Genomic DNA, 14,274 nt, shown 5'->3' with positions numbered 1-14,274 from the left:
GAGCTCTTCGTAACCCGATACAACGCTGACGCAACCCCTTTCCAGTGGATCGCCACCGCCGACTCAATCTTGCAAAAGATCGCGCGCCTTGCGAAACGTATTTCTGCGACAGGACACTAGCGCATCGAGGACACGCTGTGCTGCGCCGGCGAGTCCGCGCCGCCTGTCTAACAGGTTGCTGAAATACTCCATCCTGGATGTTTTCAGCGCAAGCGGTCGCGGCAAAGCCGCGCCACCCATGCCGGAAATCAACCACTTGCGTGTTCGATTTCCGCGCGCGCCGTCCGTGGCGCGCAAATCAGGCTGCTGAAATGAGTATTTCAGCAACCTGCTAACGGCAGCGAACTCGCGGAGCTTGAAGTTGAACAGAATGTTCAAGCTTCAAGTTGCTAGTCTCCGGTCAATCGCAGCCCCTGCATGCGGAACGGCACCGATTGCAACTGCATGCCGCGGTTGAGCTGCACCGCGAAATGCAGATGAGGACCGGTCGAGAAGCCGGTATTGCCGGAGGCGCCTATGATCTGGCCAGGCTGCACCCGCGCGCCAGCGCGCACCATCACACTGTCCACCGACAGATGGCCGTAGATCGCCATGCTGCCGTCGTCGTGCAGGATGCGAATATTGTTGGCGCGTGAACCGAACTTTTCCCGATCCAGACCGTTGCCGGTAAAGTCGTCTTCCACCTGCATCACGATGCCGCCCCGAGCAGCCTTCACCGGCGTACCCTCATCAAGGCCGAAGTCGACCGCGTAGCGGGATTCCGGATCCTGATGGCTGAAGCTGCCGTTGAAGCCTTGTCCCAGCGTCCAGTTCGATGTTTCGAAGGGCAACTGGTAAAGAAATTCACTGTGCCGAGCTGCTGGATCGCCGGGCAGGGCACGCATGCCTACCGACAGCGTCGCCGCTTGTCCACTGCCATCTGGACGCAGCCGCACCGCGGCGACTTCGGTGCTTGCAGCCACCATGCGGCGCACCGGCAGCGAAGGGGCAGCTACCACCGGCGCTGGCTCCAGCAGCCTGAGTTCGACTTCGATCGGGCCGCTGACCAGGTTTCGTACCCAAACTATATGTTCAGATCGCTCGGTTTGAAAGCGCAAGGCAGCCAAGGGCTGATTCTCGGCACGAAAGCGCCGGGTTTCGACCGACTGGTCAGTGTCGGGCGGTCGGTCGGTGTAGGTCACTCGGCCGTGTGCATCCACATGCTTGTAGACGGTCTGCGAACGGGCCGAACAGGGCAGCAATACAAGTACCGCAAAAAGCAGCAAGACGCTGCTCCTGGCAGGGCCGAACTGACCAGAACTGACGTTGGACGGGAAGCCCAAGCTTGGAGTCGCCGGATCAATCATTTCCAGCGCGTTGGTACACCGGCTGTCCATCGACATAGGTGGCCTGGACGGGGCGCTCAAGCAGTCCTTGTCCATTCAAAGCCAGTGGATCACGCCGGAGCACGACGAAGTCCGCTTGCTTGCCGATGCGCAGCGAGCCGAGGCGCTGCTCATCAAAGCCGGCGTAGGCGGCGTCCAGCGTAAAGCCGCGCAGGGCCTCATAGGCGGTAAGTCGCTGTGCCGGATACCATCCTTGCAGCGGTTGGCCTTGCAGGTCCTGGCGGGTGATGGCGGCAAACAGGCCCAGCATGGGGTCGGCGCTCTCCACCGGAAAATCAGATCCCAATGCCAGATGGACGCCCAGATCTCTCAGGCTGCGCCAGGCGTAGCCACCGACGATGCGCGACGGCCCCACCCGTTGTTCGGCCCAGGGCATGTCTGAGGTGGCATGGGTCGGCTGCATTGAGGCGATGACGCCGAGCTTGCTGAAGCGGCCCAGGTCAGATGGGGCAATGATCTGGGCATGCTCGATGCGCCAGCGATGATCGCCGCCAGCCTTGTTGTGGCCCGAATGCAGCACGTCCTGGTACAGATCCAACACCCGTTGATTGGCTGCATCGCCGATGGCGTGGGTCGCTGCTTGAACGCCGCATTCAGCGGCCTTCTTCATCGCCGCAGCCAGCGCGTCGCGTGACATCACCGGCAAGCCAGTGACATCGGGCGCATCACTGTACGGCGCATTCAGCAGGGCTCCGCGCGATCCCAGGGCACCGTCGGAGTACAGCTTGACCGCACGCATGCTTAGCCGGCCGTTGGCGTGACGATATGGACCGCTCTGACACAGCCGTTCCAGGGCGGCCGAGTCTCCATCGGCCATGGCGTAGATTCTCAGCGCGAGTTCACCGCGATCAGCCAAGCCCTGCATCAATTGAAATTGTGCCCAGGACACGCCGGCGTCATGCACGCCCGTGAGCCCCAATTGAACCAAATGCTGGGTGGAGCGCCTCAGCGCCTCTCGCAGCACCTGTTCTGATTCCTTTGGTATCGCCTGCGCGATCACGCTCATGGCAGTGTCGATGAAGACCCCGGTGGCGCGAGCATTCTGCCGCAGTACCTGCCCGCCCTCCGGTTGCCATTTGCCGTCAAGATCACGTGTGGCCAGTCGCATGGCCGCGCTATTGGCCCAGCCGGCGTGGCCATCGATCCGGGTCAGCCACACCGGACGGTCCGGGAAGGCTGTGTCGAGATCAGCGGCGCTGGGGAACTCGCCATCGGCGCCAGGCCAATCGTTCTGATCCCAACCGCGACCCAGCAGCCAGCTATCGGCAGGCAGGTCGCGAGCAAACGCCTGCAGGCGTTGAATCACCGCCGCCTTGCTTTCGGTGCCGACCAGGTCGACCCGCATCAGGGCCAGTCCCTGATTCAGCACGTGCCCGTGGGCGTCGATCAAACCCGGCACCACGGTGGCTCCGCCGAGGTCGAGGCGCCTTGCCTGCGCTGCGCGAGTTTCAAGTTCGGCACGACTGCCGATCGCTCGAATCACGCCGCCGGCGTCGAACAGCATGGCTTCGGCCAGGGGCATCTCGTCGTCAATCGTAATGATGTGGGCATTCAGCACCAGGGTATCGGCCTGGGCCGAGCCACCGATCGCTGCCAGCACGGTCGCCGCCAGCAAGGTCTTGAGTCGAAGCGGTGGGTTAAGCATTGGTTCCTCCGTCAGATGTTGCCTGCGGCAATCAAAGGCGGATCGCAATCGCGACCGCTATCGCCCTTGCAATGATTCGACACGATCTGGCCTTTCGTGACCTTGGTCAGTCAGCCAGCGTCGCACTGCGGAAGGCCTCGCGCTTGATCCGATACTCAGCGATACCGCCGCCGATGCGGGTACGAATCAGGATCTCGTCGGCATTGGCCTCGATCAGCTCCGCATAACGCTGAGCTCCGCTCTGAGTGATGATGCGTACACGCTTGCCCACGGCATTGGGCAGTTGCTCCCACTCAATGTCCTTGCTCTGGCGGCCGATGACCACGGTGCGCGGCGGCGGGATCAACGGGCTGCTGGTGCCGCGAGCAGCACTGCCGGAAGCCGTTGCGGCAGGCGTGGAGGTGGCAGGGGTCGTTGCGTCCGTGGCGGGGGCGGTGTCCGGAGCTGCAGCATCGGCGGTGTTGACCGCATCCGATGGCGGTGGCTCAGTGGCAGGAGTATCTCCAGAGATGATGCCCGCAGTGCCGCCGGTCAGTAGCAGGTAGGCGTCATCCAGGTTGGGCATGCCCAGCCCGCTGAGGTCGATCTGGTCGGCCGGCCGGCGGCTCCACAAGGGAGGTGCGGCCGACTCGATTCCCAGGTCAATGCCACCACCGTTCAGTTCACGCTGCAGGGCATCGTAGGTTGGCATGCCACCACTCCATTCAGGCAAGGCCCGAATCGGACGGGTTGGCCACAGGAACACCGCTGATTCCTCTCCGCGTTGCATGGTGCCCTGGCTGCTGGCCAGCGTCTCCTGATCCAGGCCCAAGGTGGCCTCGGGGTGTGCCGCCCAAGGCTCTGGATAGCGAAGCTGTAAGCTAAGGTCGCCGCCGTCGCGGGCATACAGGCGATAGAACTCGGTCATCACCGGCACGGCTTCGAGGCCCACCGTTTCGAGCAAGCGACTCACGCTCTGCAGGTGGCGCTCAATCATTTCCCGCTGACTGATGGCACTGCGCTCTGCGCAGTACTTGGTACGCTTGCGCACGAAACCAAGGTCTTCCACCTGCCAGGTTTCCTGTTGGGTGAGGCGCGGAAATTGGTCGACCAGGAGGACGGTCAGAGGCATGGGCAGGCGCTGCGAGCGCAGCAGTCGCGCCCGTGAAGACTCGGCCACTTCGTACTCGATGTCGGTTTCAAGCAGGGAATCGCGACTATGGAACTCAAAGCGCAGGCGCGCTGCTTGCGGGTCGATGCCCATTTCCCGTAGTTCGCTGTCGCTCCAGCTGAGTGCGCCACTGCAGCCTTCGGTCTCGAACGGCGCGCCGGACACGCCCACCGGCCCGAGTTCACCGAGCGCGGGTTCGCGCCCGTCGCCTACCTCGAGCTGGCGAAACTCCACGCGCAGCCGACTGATCGGGCGTCGCCGTGGGTCGAACTCGATAGCCTGGCCCAGCCACCAGATCCAACCCGGTGTGCTGATCTCGGCTTTCGCCGCACGCCAGACCCGGTCACCGCCCTCGGCGGTAAAGCTGACTTGACCGACGTGGATCTGACCGCGGACATCGACCCAGGCGAGGTCGCGCTGTAGCTGGCCTGCGCCCAGGCTGAGCAGGATGGCGCGGTCGGCCAGGGATTGCGCGTGGTGCAACGACAGGCCGTAGATCAGCGGTAGCGGCAATAGCAGTAGGGCCAGCCAGCGCAGGTAGCGCCAACGAGAAGGAACCTCAGGGATATCGAAGCGGGTCCGGGCCAAGCGTGAAGTCCCTGTGAGCTGCGGGGTGGGCTGAATCGATCGGCCGAAGCTTAGCATCGCAGCTGCGATTCGCGGCCCGCTGGACGGCTGAACTTGCTATTCTTTGCAACCTTTTTACTGCACTGCAACAGAACACGACATGATCGAGACCAATCCGATTCATGCCCGCATCGCTGACCTCTCCGGGCGGCTTGATGCATTACGGGGGTATCTTTGACTTCGACCACAAGGTCGAACGTCTGGAAGAAGTCAGCCGCGAGCTGGAAAGCCCGGATATCTGGAACACCCCGGACAAGGCGCAAGCCCTGGGCCGCGAGCGAGGCGCCCTGGAAAAGGTCGTGGTCGGCATTCGCAGCCTGAGCGATGGTCTGAAGGAAGCCGGCGAGCTGCTTGAGCTGGCCGCTGAAGAGAAAGACGAGGGCACGGTGGAAGCGGTGCTGTCCGACGTCGAAAAGTTTCAGCGTGGCGTGGAACAGCTTGAGTTCCAGCGCATGTTTTCCGGTCAGATGGATGCGGCATCGGCCTTTGTTGACATTCAGGCAGGCGCTGGCGGCACCGAGGCGCAGGACTGGGCAGAAATGCTGCTGCGCATGTATCTGCGCTGGGCCGAGTCACGTGGTTGGAAAACCGAGTTGATGGAAGTCAGTGCTGGCGAAGTGGCCGGCATCAAGTCCGCCACATTCCGGGTCGAAGGTGACTTTGCCTATGGCTGGCTGAAGACCGAGACCGGCGTGCATCGACTGGTGCGCAAATCGCCGTTCGATTCTGACAATCGCCGCCATACCAGCTTCACTTCGGTGTTCGTGTCGCCGGAAGTGGATGACGAAATCGATATCGATATCAATCCGGCCGATATCAAGATGGACGTCTATCGCTCGTCTGGCGCCGGCGGTCAGCACGTCAACAAAACCGAGTCGGCGGTGCGCTTGACCCACGGGCCAAGCGGCATTGTCGTTGCCTGTCAGACCGAGCGCAGCCAGCACGCCAACCGCGATCGGGCGATGAAGATGCTGGCGGCCAAGCTGTATGAGTTGGAAATGCAAAAGCGCAATGCCGAAAAGGATGCGCTGGAAGCCAGCAAGTCCGACATCGGCTGGGGTAGTCAGATCCGCAACTACGTGTTGGATCAGAGCCGGATCAAGGATCTGCGTACCGGCGTCGAGCGCACCGATACTCAGCGCGTGCTGGATGGCGACCTCGACGAGTTCGTTGAGGCGGCGCTGAAGTCGGGCCTGGAAGCGGGCTCGAAACGCGCAGATGCCCACTGATCAGATCCACGATGAGCTGTTGTCAAGAACCCGCGTGTAGGGAATCTGTCGATGTCTGAAGACGAAAACCATTTGATTGCCGAACGCCGGCAGAAGCTGGCCCAGCTGCGCACCCAGGGCGTGGCTTTCCCGAACGATTTTCGGCGAGAGCAATTCGCCGGTGATCTGCAGGCGGAGTTCGCCGACAAGGAGCAGTGGACCGCCGAGGCCATCGACGCGCTTGAACGGCGTGTTCACGTGGCCGGACGGCTGATGGCCAAGCGGGTGATGGGCAAGGCCAGCTTCGCGCAGATCCAGGACGAATCTGGCCGCTTGCAGCTGTTTCTTCAGGCCAACGCGCTGGGCGAGAGCTATGAGGCGTTCAAGCACTGGGATGTGGGCGACATCGTGGCCGCGGTCGGTGTGCTGACCCGCACCAAGACCGGCGAGTTGTCGGTGAAACTGCAGGCTATCAGGCTGTTGACCAAGTCGCTGCGCCCCTTGCCGGACAAGTGGCATGGCCTGGCCGACGTCGAACAGCGATATCGGCATCGCTATGTCGACCTGATCGTCACGCCTGAGGCGCGAGAAGTCTTCGTCAAGCGATCGCGAATCGTGCGGGCCATTCGCGCCTGGCTCGACGCACGCCGTTTCCTGGAAGTGGAAACGCCAATGATGCATTACATCCCTGGTGGCGCCACGGCACGGCCGTTCGTCACCCATCACAATGCGCTGGATCTGGATCTCTATTTGCGCGTGGCGCCGGAGTTGTATCTGAAGCGTCTGGTAGTCGGTGGACTGGAACGGGTCTACGAGATCAATCGCAACTTCCGCAACGAGGGCGTCAGTACCCGTCACAACCCCGAGTTCACCATGCTCGAGTTGTACGAGGCCTATGCCACCTACAACGAAGTCATGGATCTGACCGAGTCGCTGATCCGCGATGTGGCCAACGAGGTGCTGGGCACCACCCAGCTGGTCTGGGAAGGCGCCAGCATCGATGTCGGCCCGGCATTCCGTCGCTGGCGTATGGACGAAGCGGTCTGCCACTGCAACCCCGAGATCGAGATCAGCATTTTCCAGCGCCAGGACAGGGCGGCGATTGCTGAGCACGCCAAGCGGCTGGGTATCGCGGTCAAGCCGGGCGATGGTTGGGGCAAGCTGCTGCTGTCGATCTTCGAGGAGACGGTGGAAGGCAAACTGATCCAGCCGACCTTCATCACCCACTATCCGGTTGAAGTGAGCCCCTTGGCGCGCGAGAGCGATAGCGAGCCGGGCATCACCGATCGCTTCGAGCTGTTCATCAATGCCAAGGAAATTGCCAATGGCTTTTCCGAGCTCAACGATGCCGAGGACCAGGCGGCACGCTTCCGGGCCCAGGTGGAGGCCAAGGAGGGCGGTGATGACGAGGCGATGCACTACGACGCCGATTACATCCGCGCGCTTGAATACGGCATGGCACCGACCGGCGGATTGGGTGTCGGCATCGACCGCCTGGTCATGTTGATGACCGATTCGAACTCGATTCGCGACGTGTTGCTGTTCCCGTACATGCGCCCAGAGGCCGGGACAGCGTAGCGGGTTGCCAGCACAGGGGTGGCAAGCAGAGTGTCTTCGTCGTACCGCTGTCATGGCGCAAGCCGGCACTGCCGTGGTCTTTGCGGCGAAAGCCCGCGTGATGGCATTCAGGTTCGCTCCTGCGGTCGCCCACCCAATGGCCGCCCCAGATTGAGGGGCGGCCGCTGATGCGCGATCCAGTGCACAGTTCTTGCTGCCTTTCGACTGACGTTTTTCAGCAGTTGTGTGTCGAAATTCGCCCTGGTTTCTGTTTGCGGCAGATGCGCTTCGAAGGATTCGCCGTCCGCTCGGCTTGGCGCTAGACTGCTTGCAGCAATGGCCAACTGGCGGGTTTGGCAGGGAGCGGGCAGGTGAGCGATTTCGGTGGTCAGGCGCCCGGCATGCGGCGCAGCCGTAGTACCTTGGACAAGCAGGCCCGCTTGCTGGTGGGCGATTCTGCATTTGTCTGTCAGATTGTCGACTTATCCCTCAGTGGCGTGCGTCTGGAGCCGGTTTCCGGCCTTCAGCTGAGCGTCGGTCAGCCGGTGATCTTTGAAGTGCCCACGGCCGGCAGCGCCGGGGCCTCGGTGGAGGCGCGGGTCAGTCGAATCTCCGATGACGTGTTGGCGTTGAGGTTCGAGCACTTGAACCGCAGCGCAGAGAACGGTCTGGAAGCCGTGCTGGCGCGGCAAGGAAGGCTGCTCGGCGCGCTGGAGTAAGGATTCGCGGGCTCGCGCCGGCTACACTGCCGGACTGCGCAGCGGGCGATGCCCGCTGCGCAACCATGAAATTGGATCTGACTAGCGTGTGGCGGTAGCGCTATCGCGCAGCTCGCGACGCAGAATCTTGCCGACGTTCGACTTCGGCAGTTCAGTGCGAAACTCGATGTGGCGAGGTTGCTTGTAGCCGGTCAAATGGCTGCGGCAAAACTCCTTTATGCCGGCAGCATCGAGGGCGGGGTCTTTCTTGACGATTACCAGCTTGACCGCTTCGCCGGATTTTTCGTCAGGCACGCCCACGGCTGCCACCTCCAACACACCTGGATGGGCGGCAACCACGTCTTCGATCTCGTTCGGATACACGTTGAAGCCGGAGACCAGAATCATGTCCTTCTTGCGATCGACGATGTAGAAGAAGCCTTCTTCATCCATCTTGGCCATGTCCCCGGTGTGCAGCCAGCCCTGCTTATCAATCACCTTGGCGGTTTCATCGGGGCGCTGCCAGTAGCCCTTCATCACCTGTGGGCCGCGCACGCAGAGCTCACCGACTTCGCCGGTCGCCAGCTGCTGGCCTTCCTCGTCCTGGATACACACTTCCGTACTGGGCACCGGGACACCGATCGATCCGTTGTACTCGGGTAGATCAAGCGGGTTCATGCAAACCGCGGGAGAGGTTTCGGTCAGGCCGTAGGCTTCAGACAAAGTGCAGCCGGTGACCTTCTTCCAGCGCTCTGCCACCGCGCGTTGCACCGCCATGCCGCCGCCCAGCGCGAACTTGAAGCGGGTAAAATCCAGCTGGTCGAAACCCGGTGTGTTGAGCAGGCCGTTGAACAGCGTGTTGACACCGGTGATGCAGGTAAACGGGATCTTCGACAAGGACTTGACGAAGCCAGGCATGTCGCGCGGATTGGTGATCAGATGATTGACCGCACCAAACTTCATGAAGACCAGGCAATTCGCCGTCAGCGCGAAGATGTGATAGAGCGGCAGCGCGGTGATGATGTGTTCAGCGCCCATGTCCGCCCGATGACCAATCCAGGCGGAGGCCTGCTGCATGTTCGCGACCAGGTTCCGATGCGTCAGCATGGCGCCCTTTGAGACGCCGGTGGTGCCTCCGGTGTATTGCAGGAAGGCGATGTCACCCGGCTGAATCTCGACGCTGGGTAGGCTGTGCCGGGCGCCGTCGGCCAGCGCCTGAGTGAAACTCACGGCTTGGGGCAGACGATAGGCCGGCACAGCCTTCTTGACGTACCGCAACATGAAGTTGACCAGGGTGCCCTTGAAGCCACCCAGCATGTCGCCCACACCGGTCACTAGCACGTGATTGACCTTGGTATCCGCCAGTACTTCCTGGAGCACCGAGGCGAAGTTCTCCAGCACCACGATGGCGGTCGCACCGGAATCGTTAAGCTGATGCTTGAGTTCGCGGGCGGTGTACATCGGGTTGGTGTTGACTACCGTCAGGCCGGCGCGCAACGCGCCGAAGATAGCGATCGGGTACTGCAACACGTTAGGCAACATAAGGGCGATGCGATCGCCCTTCTTCAGTTTGCACTGGTGGATGAGATAGCAGGCAAAGGCTTTACTCAAGCGATCGATGTCGCGGTAGCGCAGGGTCTTGCCAAGATTCTCGAAGGCGACCTTGTCCTTGAACTTGCCGCACGAGGATTCCAGGATCGAAACAATCGAAGGGAACTCATCCAGATCGATTTCGGCCGGAATACCTTTCGGATACTGCTTGAGCCAGGGCCATGCTGCTGTCATTCGTTTCCTCGTGGCGTAACCTTGGGTGGATGTGACGCGTGCAGGCCTTGGATTGGAGCATGGAACCTGAATCGGTACAACAGAATCCGTACGCTGGCGTTTGCTGCGGTGCAGCAGGGGCAGGGCATGGTTCGATGATCCAGTTTCCGATGAAACCGCTTGCCTGGATCGGACTGATGGCGCTGCTACTGGCCCTGGCCGGCTGCTCAGGCGGCGATCCGAAAACGCGCCTCAGTGAGACTGTTGCGGCGATGCAGCAGGCGATCGAAGACAAAGCGGCCGATGAGGTCATGGATTTGGTTGCCGAGGATTTTCGCGGTCACAACGGGCTCGACCGCGACGGCCTGCGCCGATTGCTGGTACTGCACTTCCTGCGCAACCAGTCGATTGGTGTGACGCTTGGTCCGATGGACCTGCGGGTTCAGGTTCCGCGGGCCGAGATCAGCGTCAACGTGTTTCTCACCGGCGCCGAGGGCTGGATTCCCGAGCGAGCGGCCGGTTACAAGGTGGTCAGCAAATGGCGTCAGGACGGCGACGATTGGCTGCTCGAATACATCGAGTGGTAGGTCGGGCCCTGGCCCGACATCGTGCGATGAATCTCGCGACCGGTGCAGCGCGCCAGTGCCCCTCCCTATGCCTTGGCCAGTTGCCGCAACACGTAGTGCAGTATTCCGCCATGACGGAAATACTCCACTTCCTTCGGCGTCAGCAGCAGCACCTTCACTATGAATTCAATCTTGCTGCCGCCGTCTCGTCGTGCGACCACCTTGGCGTGCTTGGCGCCACCGTCGTCCAAGCCGGTGATATCGAAGGTTTCGTCGCCCTTCAAGCCAAGCGAGGACACGCTGTCACCGTCGGCAAACTGCAGGGGCAGTACGCCCATGCCGACCAGGTTTGAGCGATGGATGCGTTCGAAGCTCTCGGCGATCACTGCCTTGACCCCCAACAACAAGGTGCCCTTGGCTGCCCAGTCGCGTGAGGAACCGGTGCCATACTCTTTGCCGGCCACCACCACCAGCGGCACTTTCTCTTCCTGGTAACGCATGGCGGCCTCGTAGATCGACATCTTGGTGCCGCTGGGCTGATGCAGGGTATTGCCGCCTTCTTCTCCACCCAGCATCAGGTTCTTGATCCGGATATTGGCAAAGGTGCCGCGCACCATCACATCGTCGTTGCCACGGCGTGAGCCGTAGGAGTTGAAGTCGGTCGGTTGCACGCCCTTCGATTGCAGGTATTTGCCGGCCGGTGAGTCCTTCTTGATCGAGCCGGCGGGAGAAATGTGGTCGGTGGTGATCGAATCACCGAACAGCCCAAGCACGCGCGCGCCCTTGATGTCGGCGATCTTCGCCACCTCCATCGTCATGCCTTCGAAGTAGGGCGGATGCTTGATATAGGTCGAGTCGCTCCATTCGTAGGCGGCGCCGTCGGGTGATTCGATCGAGTTCCAGCGTTGGTCGCCGCGAAACACATCGGCGTAGTTTTTCTTGAACATCTCAGGTCCGATCGCGTTGACGATGCAGTCGTGGATCTCCTTGCTGCTCGGCCAGATGTCCTTCAGATAAACCGGATCGCCGTTGCGGTCCTTGCCCAATGACTGTGTGCTCAGGTCTCGATCGACCGTGCCGGCCAGCGCATAGGCGACGACCAGGGGCGGCGAAGCCAGGTAGTTCATCTTCACTTCGGCGTGCACCCGGCCTTCGAAATTGCGATTGCCGGACAACACCGAGGCCACCACCAGATCGCCTTGCGCAATCCCCGCACTGACTTCCACCGGTAGCGGGCCGGAGTTGCCGATGCAGGTGGTGCAGCCGTAACCCACCACATGGAAGCCCAGCGCTTCCAGATCGTCCATCAGACCGGCTCTCTCCAGATAATCGGTGACCACCCGGGAGCCCGGTCCCAATGAAGTCTTTACCCATGGTTTCACTTTCAACCCACGGCGAATGGCATTGCGTGCCAGCAGGCCGGCACCCAGCATGACGGCCGGATTGGAGGTGTTGGTGCAGGAGGTGATCGCCGCGATCACCACCGCCCCGTCATGCAGTTCCACCTTTTCACTGTGGATGTCAACCAGGGTGTGGCCCTTGGTGTCGATCTCGTGGTTGCCCACCGCAGTGCCGCCGCCTTCGGCAGCCATGTCGGCGATCTGTACCGACGCCCTGTCCCGATTGGCGGTCAGCGGGCCGAGATTGCTGCGGAAGTTCTGTTTCATGTCCGAAAGCAGCACCCTGTCTTGCGGGCGCTTCGGACCGGCCAGTGAGGGCAGCACTTCACTCATGTCCAGGGCCAATACGCTGCTGTAGTCGGCCTCTTTCGACGAATCACGCCACAGGCCCTGCGCCTTGGCATAGGCCTCGACCAAGGCGATCTGATCATCCTCGCGTCCGGTTAGGCGCATATAACGCAGGGCTTCATCGTCGATCGGGAAGATGCCGCAGGTGGCCCCGTACTCCGGCGCCATATTGGCGATCGTGGCGCGGTCGGCCAGCGGCAGGTGATCGAGTCCGGGGCCGAAGAATTCGACGAACTTGCCTACCACACTGTGTTTGCGCAGCATCTGAGTAACAGTCAGCACCAAGTCGGTGGCGGTGGCGCCTTCCGGCAATTTGCCGCTGAGCCGAAAACCGACCACCTGCGGTATCAGCATGGAACTTGGCTGACCCAGCATGGCGGCTTCGGCCTCGATGCCGCCGACACCCCAGCCGAGCACGCCCAGGCCGTTGATCATGGTGGTATGGCTGTCGGTACCGAAGACGGTATCGGGATAAGCCCAGGCGGCACCGTCCTTCTCGCTGGCCATCACCACACGGGCCAGGTTTTCCAGATTTACCTGATGCACGATGCCGGTATTCGGTGGCACGACCTTGAAGTTATCGAAGGCTTTCTGGCCCCAGCGCAGGAAGCTGTAGCGTTCCTTGTTGCGCTCGAACTCGATCTTGCCATTGGCATCCAGCGCATCCGGACGACCAAACACATCGACTTGCACCGAGTGATCAATCACCAGCTCGGAGGGGATCAGTGGATTGATGCGCTTGGCATCGCCACCCAGCTTGACTACCGCGTCGCGCATTGCAGCGAGATCCACCACGCAGGGCACGCCGGTAAAATCCTGTAGCACTACCCTGGCCGGCATGAAGGCGATCTCGGTGTCGGGTTCTTTCTTGGCATCCCACTGCACCACCGCCTCGATATGCTCCTTGCACACGCTGACGCCGTCTTCGTTGCGCAGCAGATTCTCCAGCAGAATCTTCAACGAATAGGGTAGGCGGCTGAGATCGAAGAGGCGGCCGAGTTTGGCCAGACTGTGGATCGTGTAGTCGCGTTCGCCGACGGTCAGGCGGTCGCGGGTCTCGAAGGAATTGCTCATGGCTCGCTCCTCGGACGGTCCGGGCCTGCCATTGTCGCGCAATTTGATGACCGACCCGAGATCGAATTCAGCGCAGAGTCGGTATGTCAGCTTGGGTACGTATTCATAAGTATGTATAATTCGTACGTACTTTTCGGCAAGGGTGACGGCATGGCGATGGAAGCGACGGTGGCCGAACGTGGCCAGATCACCCTTCCCAAGGCGGTTCGCGATGCCCTGGGTCTGACCAAGGGCACCTTGCTCAAGGTCGAACTCGAAGGCGGCCGCATCATTTTGCGCAAGAACGTCGACGACGCCATTTCACGCGCCCGCGGTCGCTTCAAACTGCCCGAGGGCGTCAGCACCGATGACGTGATGCGCGAACTGCGCGGTCGTGCGCCCAGCGATCCGGTTGACGAGTGACCGATTGAGCAATGATCGCCATCGATTCTTCCGTCTTGATCGATCTGCTGGGCGACGATTCGTTGATGGCTGATGCGGCCGAGCAGTGTGTGCGCGATGCGCTGGCCCGCGGCCCGGTGGTGCTGTGCGATATCGTGGTCAGCGAAATCACTGCTGGCCTCGGCCATGGCACCGACATCATGGACGTGGTCGAGGAAATGGGCATGAGCTACCTTCCGGTGGAGCGCCGTTCGGCGATCCGCGCCGGCGAAATGCAGCGCCGCTTCAATCAGCGTCGGCGAAGCAGTGGAAACGCTACCATTATGTCGCCACGAACCGTTCCCGATTTCATCGTGGGTGCCCACGCACTGTTGCAGTGCGCCGGCTTGATTACTCGCGATGCCGGATTTTTTCGTGACTATTTCAAGGGGCTGAAGGTGATCGTACCCAAAGCCCCGCCCGTATCCTGAC

Annotated in this window: 12 protein-coding genes; 6 read left to right on the top strand and 6 right to left on the bottom strand. The window is 61.5% G+C overall.

Going from position 1 to position 14,274, the window contains the following annotated elements:
* Positions 1-63 precede the first annotated feature (63 nt).
* The 4 genes from IFO71_RS13255 to IFO71_RS13240 form a co-directional block, all read right to left on the bottom strand.
* Positions 64-378 carry a hypothetical protein gene (locus IFO71_RS13255; RefSeq protein ID WP_192030124.1) on the bottom strand — a complete coding sequence of 105 codons (315 nt, stop codon included), beginning with the start codon at positions 376-378 and terminating at the stop codon, positions 64-66.
* A gap of 11 nt (positions 379-389) precedes the next feature.
* Positions 390-1,265 (bottom strand): peptidoglycan DD-metalloendopeptidase family protein, encoded by an 876-nt coding sequence (locus tag IFO71_RS13250; protein ID WP_192030123.1) that lies wholly within the window; start codon positions 1,263-1,265, stop codon positions 390-392.
* A gap of 73 nt (positions 1,266-1,338) precedes the next feature.
* A complete protein-coding gene (locus IFO71_RS13245) occupies positions 1,339-3,030 on the bottom strand; it encodes an amidohydrolase (RefSeq protein WP_192030122.1) in 1,692 nt (563 codons plus the stop codon).
* A gap of 106 nt (positions 3,031-3,136) precedes the next feature.
* On the bottom strand, positions 3,137-4,768 hold the full coding sequence (locus IFO71_RS13240; protein ID WP_192030121.1) for a hypothetical protein: 1,632 nt from the start codon (positions 4,766-4,768) through the stop codon (positions 3,137-3,139).
* A gap of 139 nt (positions 4,769-4,907) precedes the next feature.
* Here IFO71_RS13240 and prfB point away from each other — a divergent pair.
* The 3 genes from prfB (at position 4,908) to IFO71_RS13225 (ending at position 8,291) form a co-directional block, all read left to right on the top strand.
* Positions 4,908-6,036 (top strand): peptide chain release factor 2 gene (prfB, locus tag IFO71_RS13235; protein ID WP_192030120.1). Its coding sequence is split into 2 segments (ribosomal slippage): positions 4,908-4,982 and positions 4,984-6,036, totalling 1,128 coding nucleotides; the frame shifts between segments, so codons are not numbered across the junction.
* Positions 6,037-6,087: 51 nt separating this feature from the next.
* Entirely contained in the window at positions 6,088-7,593 is a 1,506-nt protein-coding gene (gene lysS / locus IFO71_RS13230; RefSeq protein ID WP_192030119.1) for a lysine--tRNA ligase, read from the top strand.
* 350 nt (positions 7,594-7,943) lie between these two features.
* Positions 7,944-8,291, top strand: a complete 348-nt coding sequence (locus IFO71_RS13225; protein WP_192030118.1) for a PilZ domain-containing protein — start codon at positions 7,944-7,946, stop codon at positions 8,289-8,291.
* A gap of 81 nt (positions 8,292-8,372) precedes the next feature.
* Here the strand turns inward: IFO71_RS13225 and IFO71_RS13220 are convergent, their stop codons facing one another.
* Positions 8,373-10,055 (bottom strand): AMP-binding protein, encoded by a 1,683-nt coding sequence (locus IFO71_RS13220; RefSeq protein ID WP_192030117.1) that lies wholly within the window; start codon positions 10,053-10,055, stop codon positions 8,373-8,375.
* A gap of 149 nt (positions 10,056-10,204) precedes the next feature.
* Between IFO71_RS13220 and IFO71_RS13215 the strand changes: the two genes are divergently transcribed.
* Positions 10,205-10,621, top strand: a complete 417-nt coding sequence (locus tag IFO71_RS13215) for a nuclear transport factor 2 family protein (protein WP_192030116.1) — start codon at positions 10,205-10,207, stop codon at positions 10,619-10,621.
* Positions 10,622-10,686: 65 nt separating this feature from the next.
* On the opposite strand, the gene acnA is transcribed toward IFO71_RS13215, so the two are convergent.
* The gene (gene acnA / locus IFO71_RS13210; protein WP_192030115.1) at positions 10,687-13,422 is read right to left on the bottom strand and encodes an aconitate hydratase AcnA; all 2,736 of its coding nucleotides are present in this window, start codon (positions 13,420-13,422) and stop codon (positions 10,687-10,689) included.
* Positions 13,423-13,578: 156 nt separating this feature from the next.
* Here acnA and IFO71_RS13205 point away from each other — a divergent pair, with 156 nt between their 5' ends.
* A complete protein-coding gene (locus IFO71_RS13205) occupies positions 13,579-13,824 on the top strand; it encodes an AbrB/MazE/SpoVT family DNA-binding domain-containing protein (RefSeq protein WP_192030126.1) in 246 nt (81 codons plus the stop codon).
* A gap of 11 nt (positions 13,825-13,835) precedes the next feature.
* Positions 13,836-14,273, top strand: a complete 438-nt coding sequence (locus IFO71_RS13200) for a type II toxin-antitoxin system VapC family toxin (protein WP_192030114.1) — start codon at positions 13,836-13,838, stop codon at positions 14,271-14,273.
* The last annotated feature ends 1 nt before the right edge of the window (position 14,274 follow it).

It is taken from the genome of Pseudomarimonas arenosa, from assembly GCF_014841215.1.
Taxonomy (GTDB): domain Bacteria; phylum Pseudomonadota; class Gammaproteobacteria; order Xanthomonadales; family Xanthomonadaceae; genus Pseudomarimonas; species Pseudomarimonas arenosa.
This window is presented reverse-complemented; position numbering and strand designations above follow the sequence as displayed.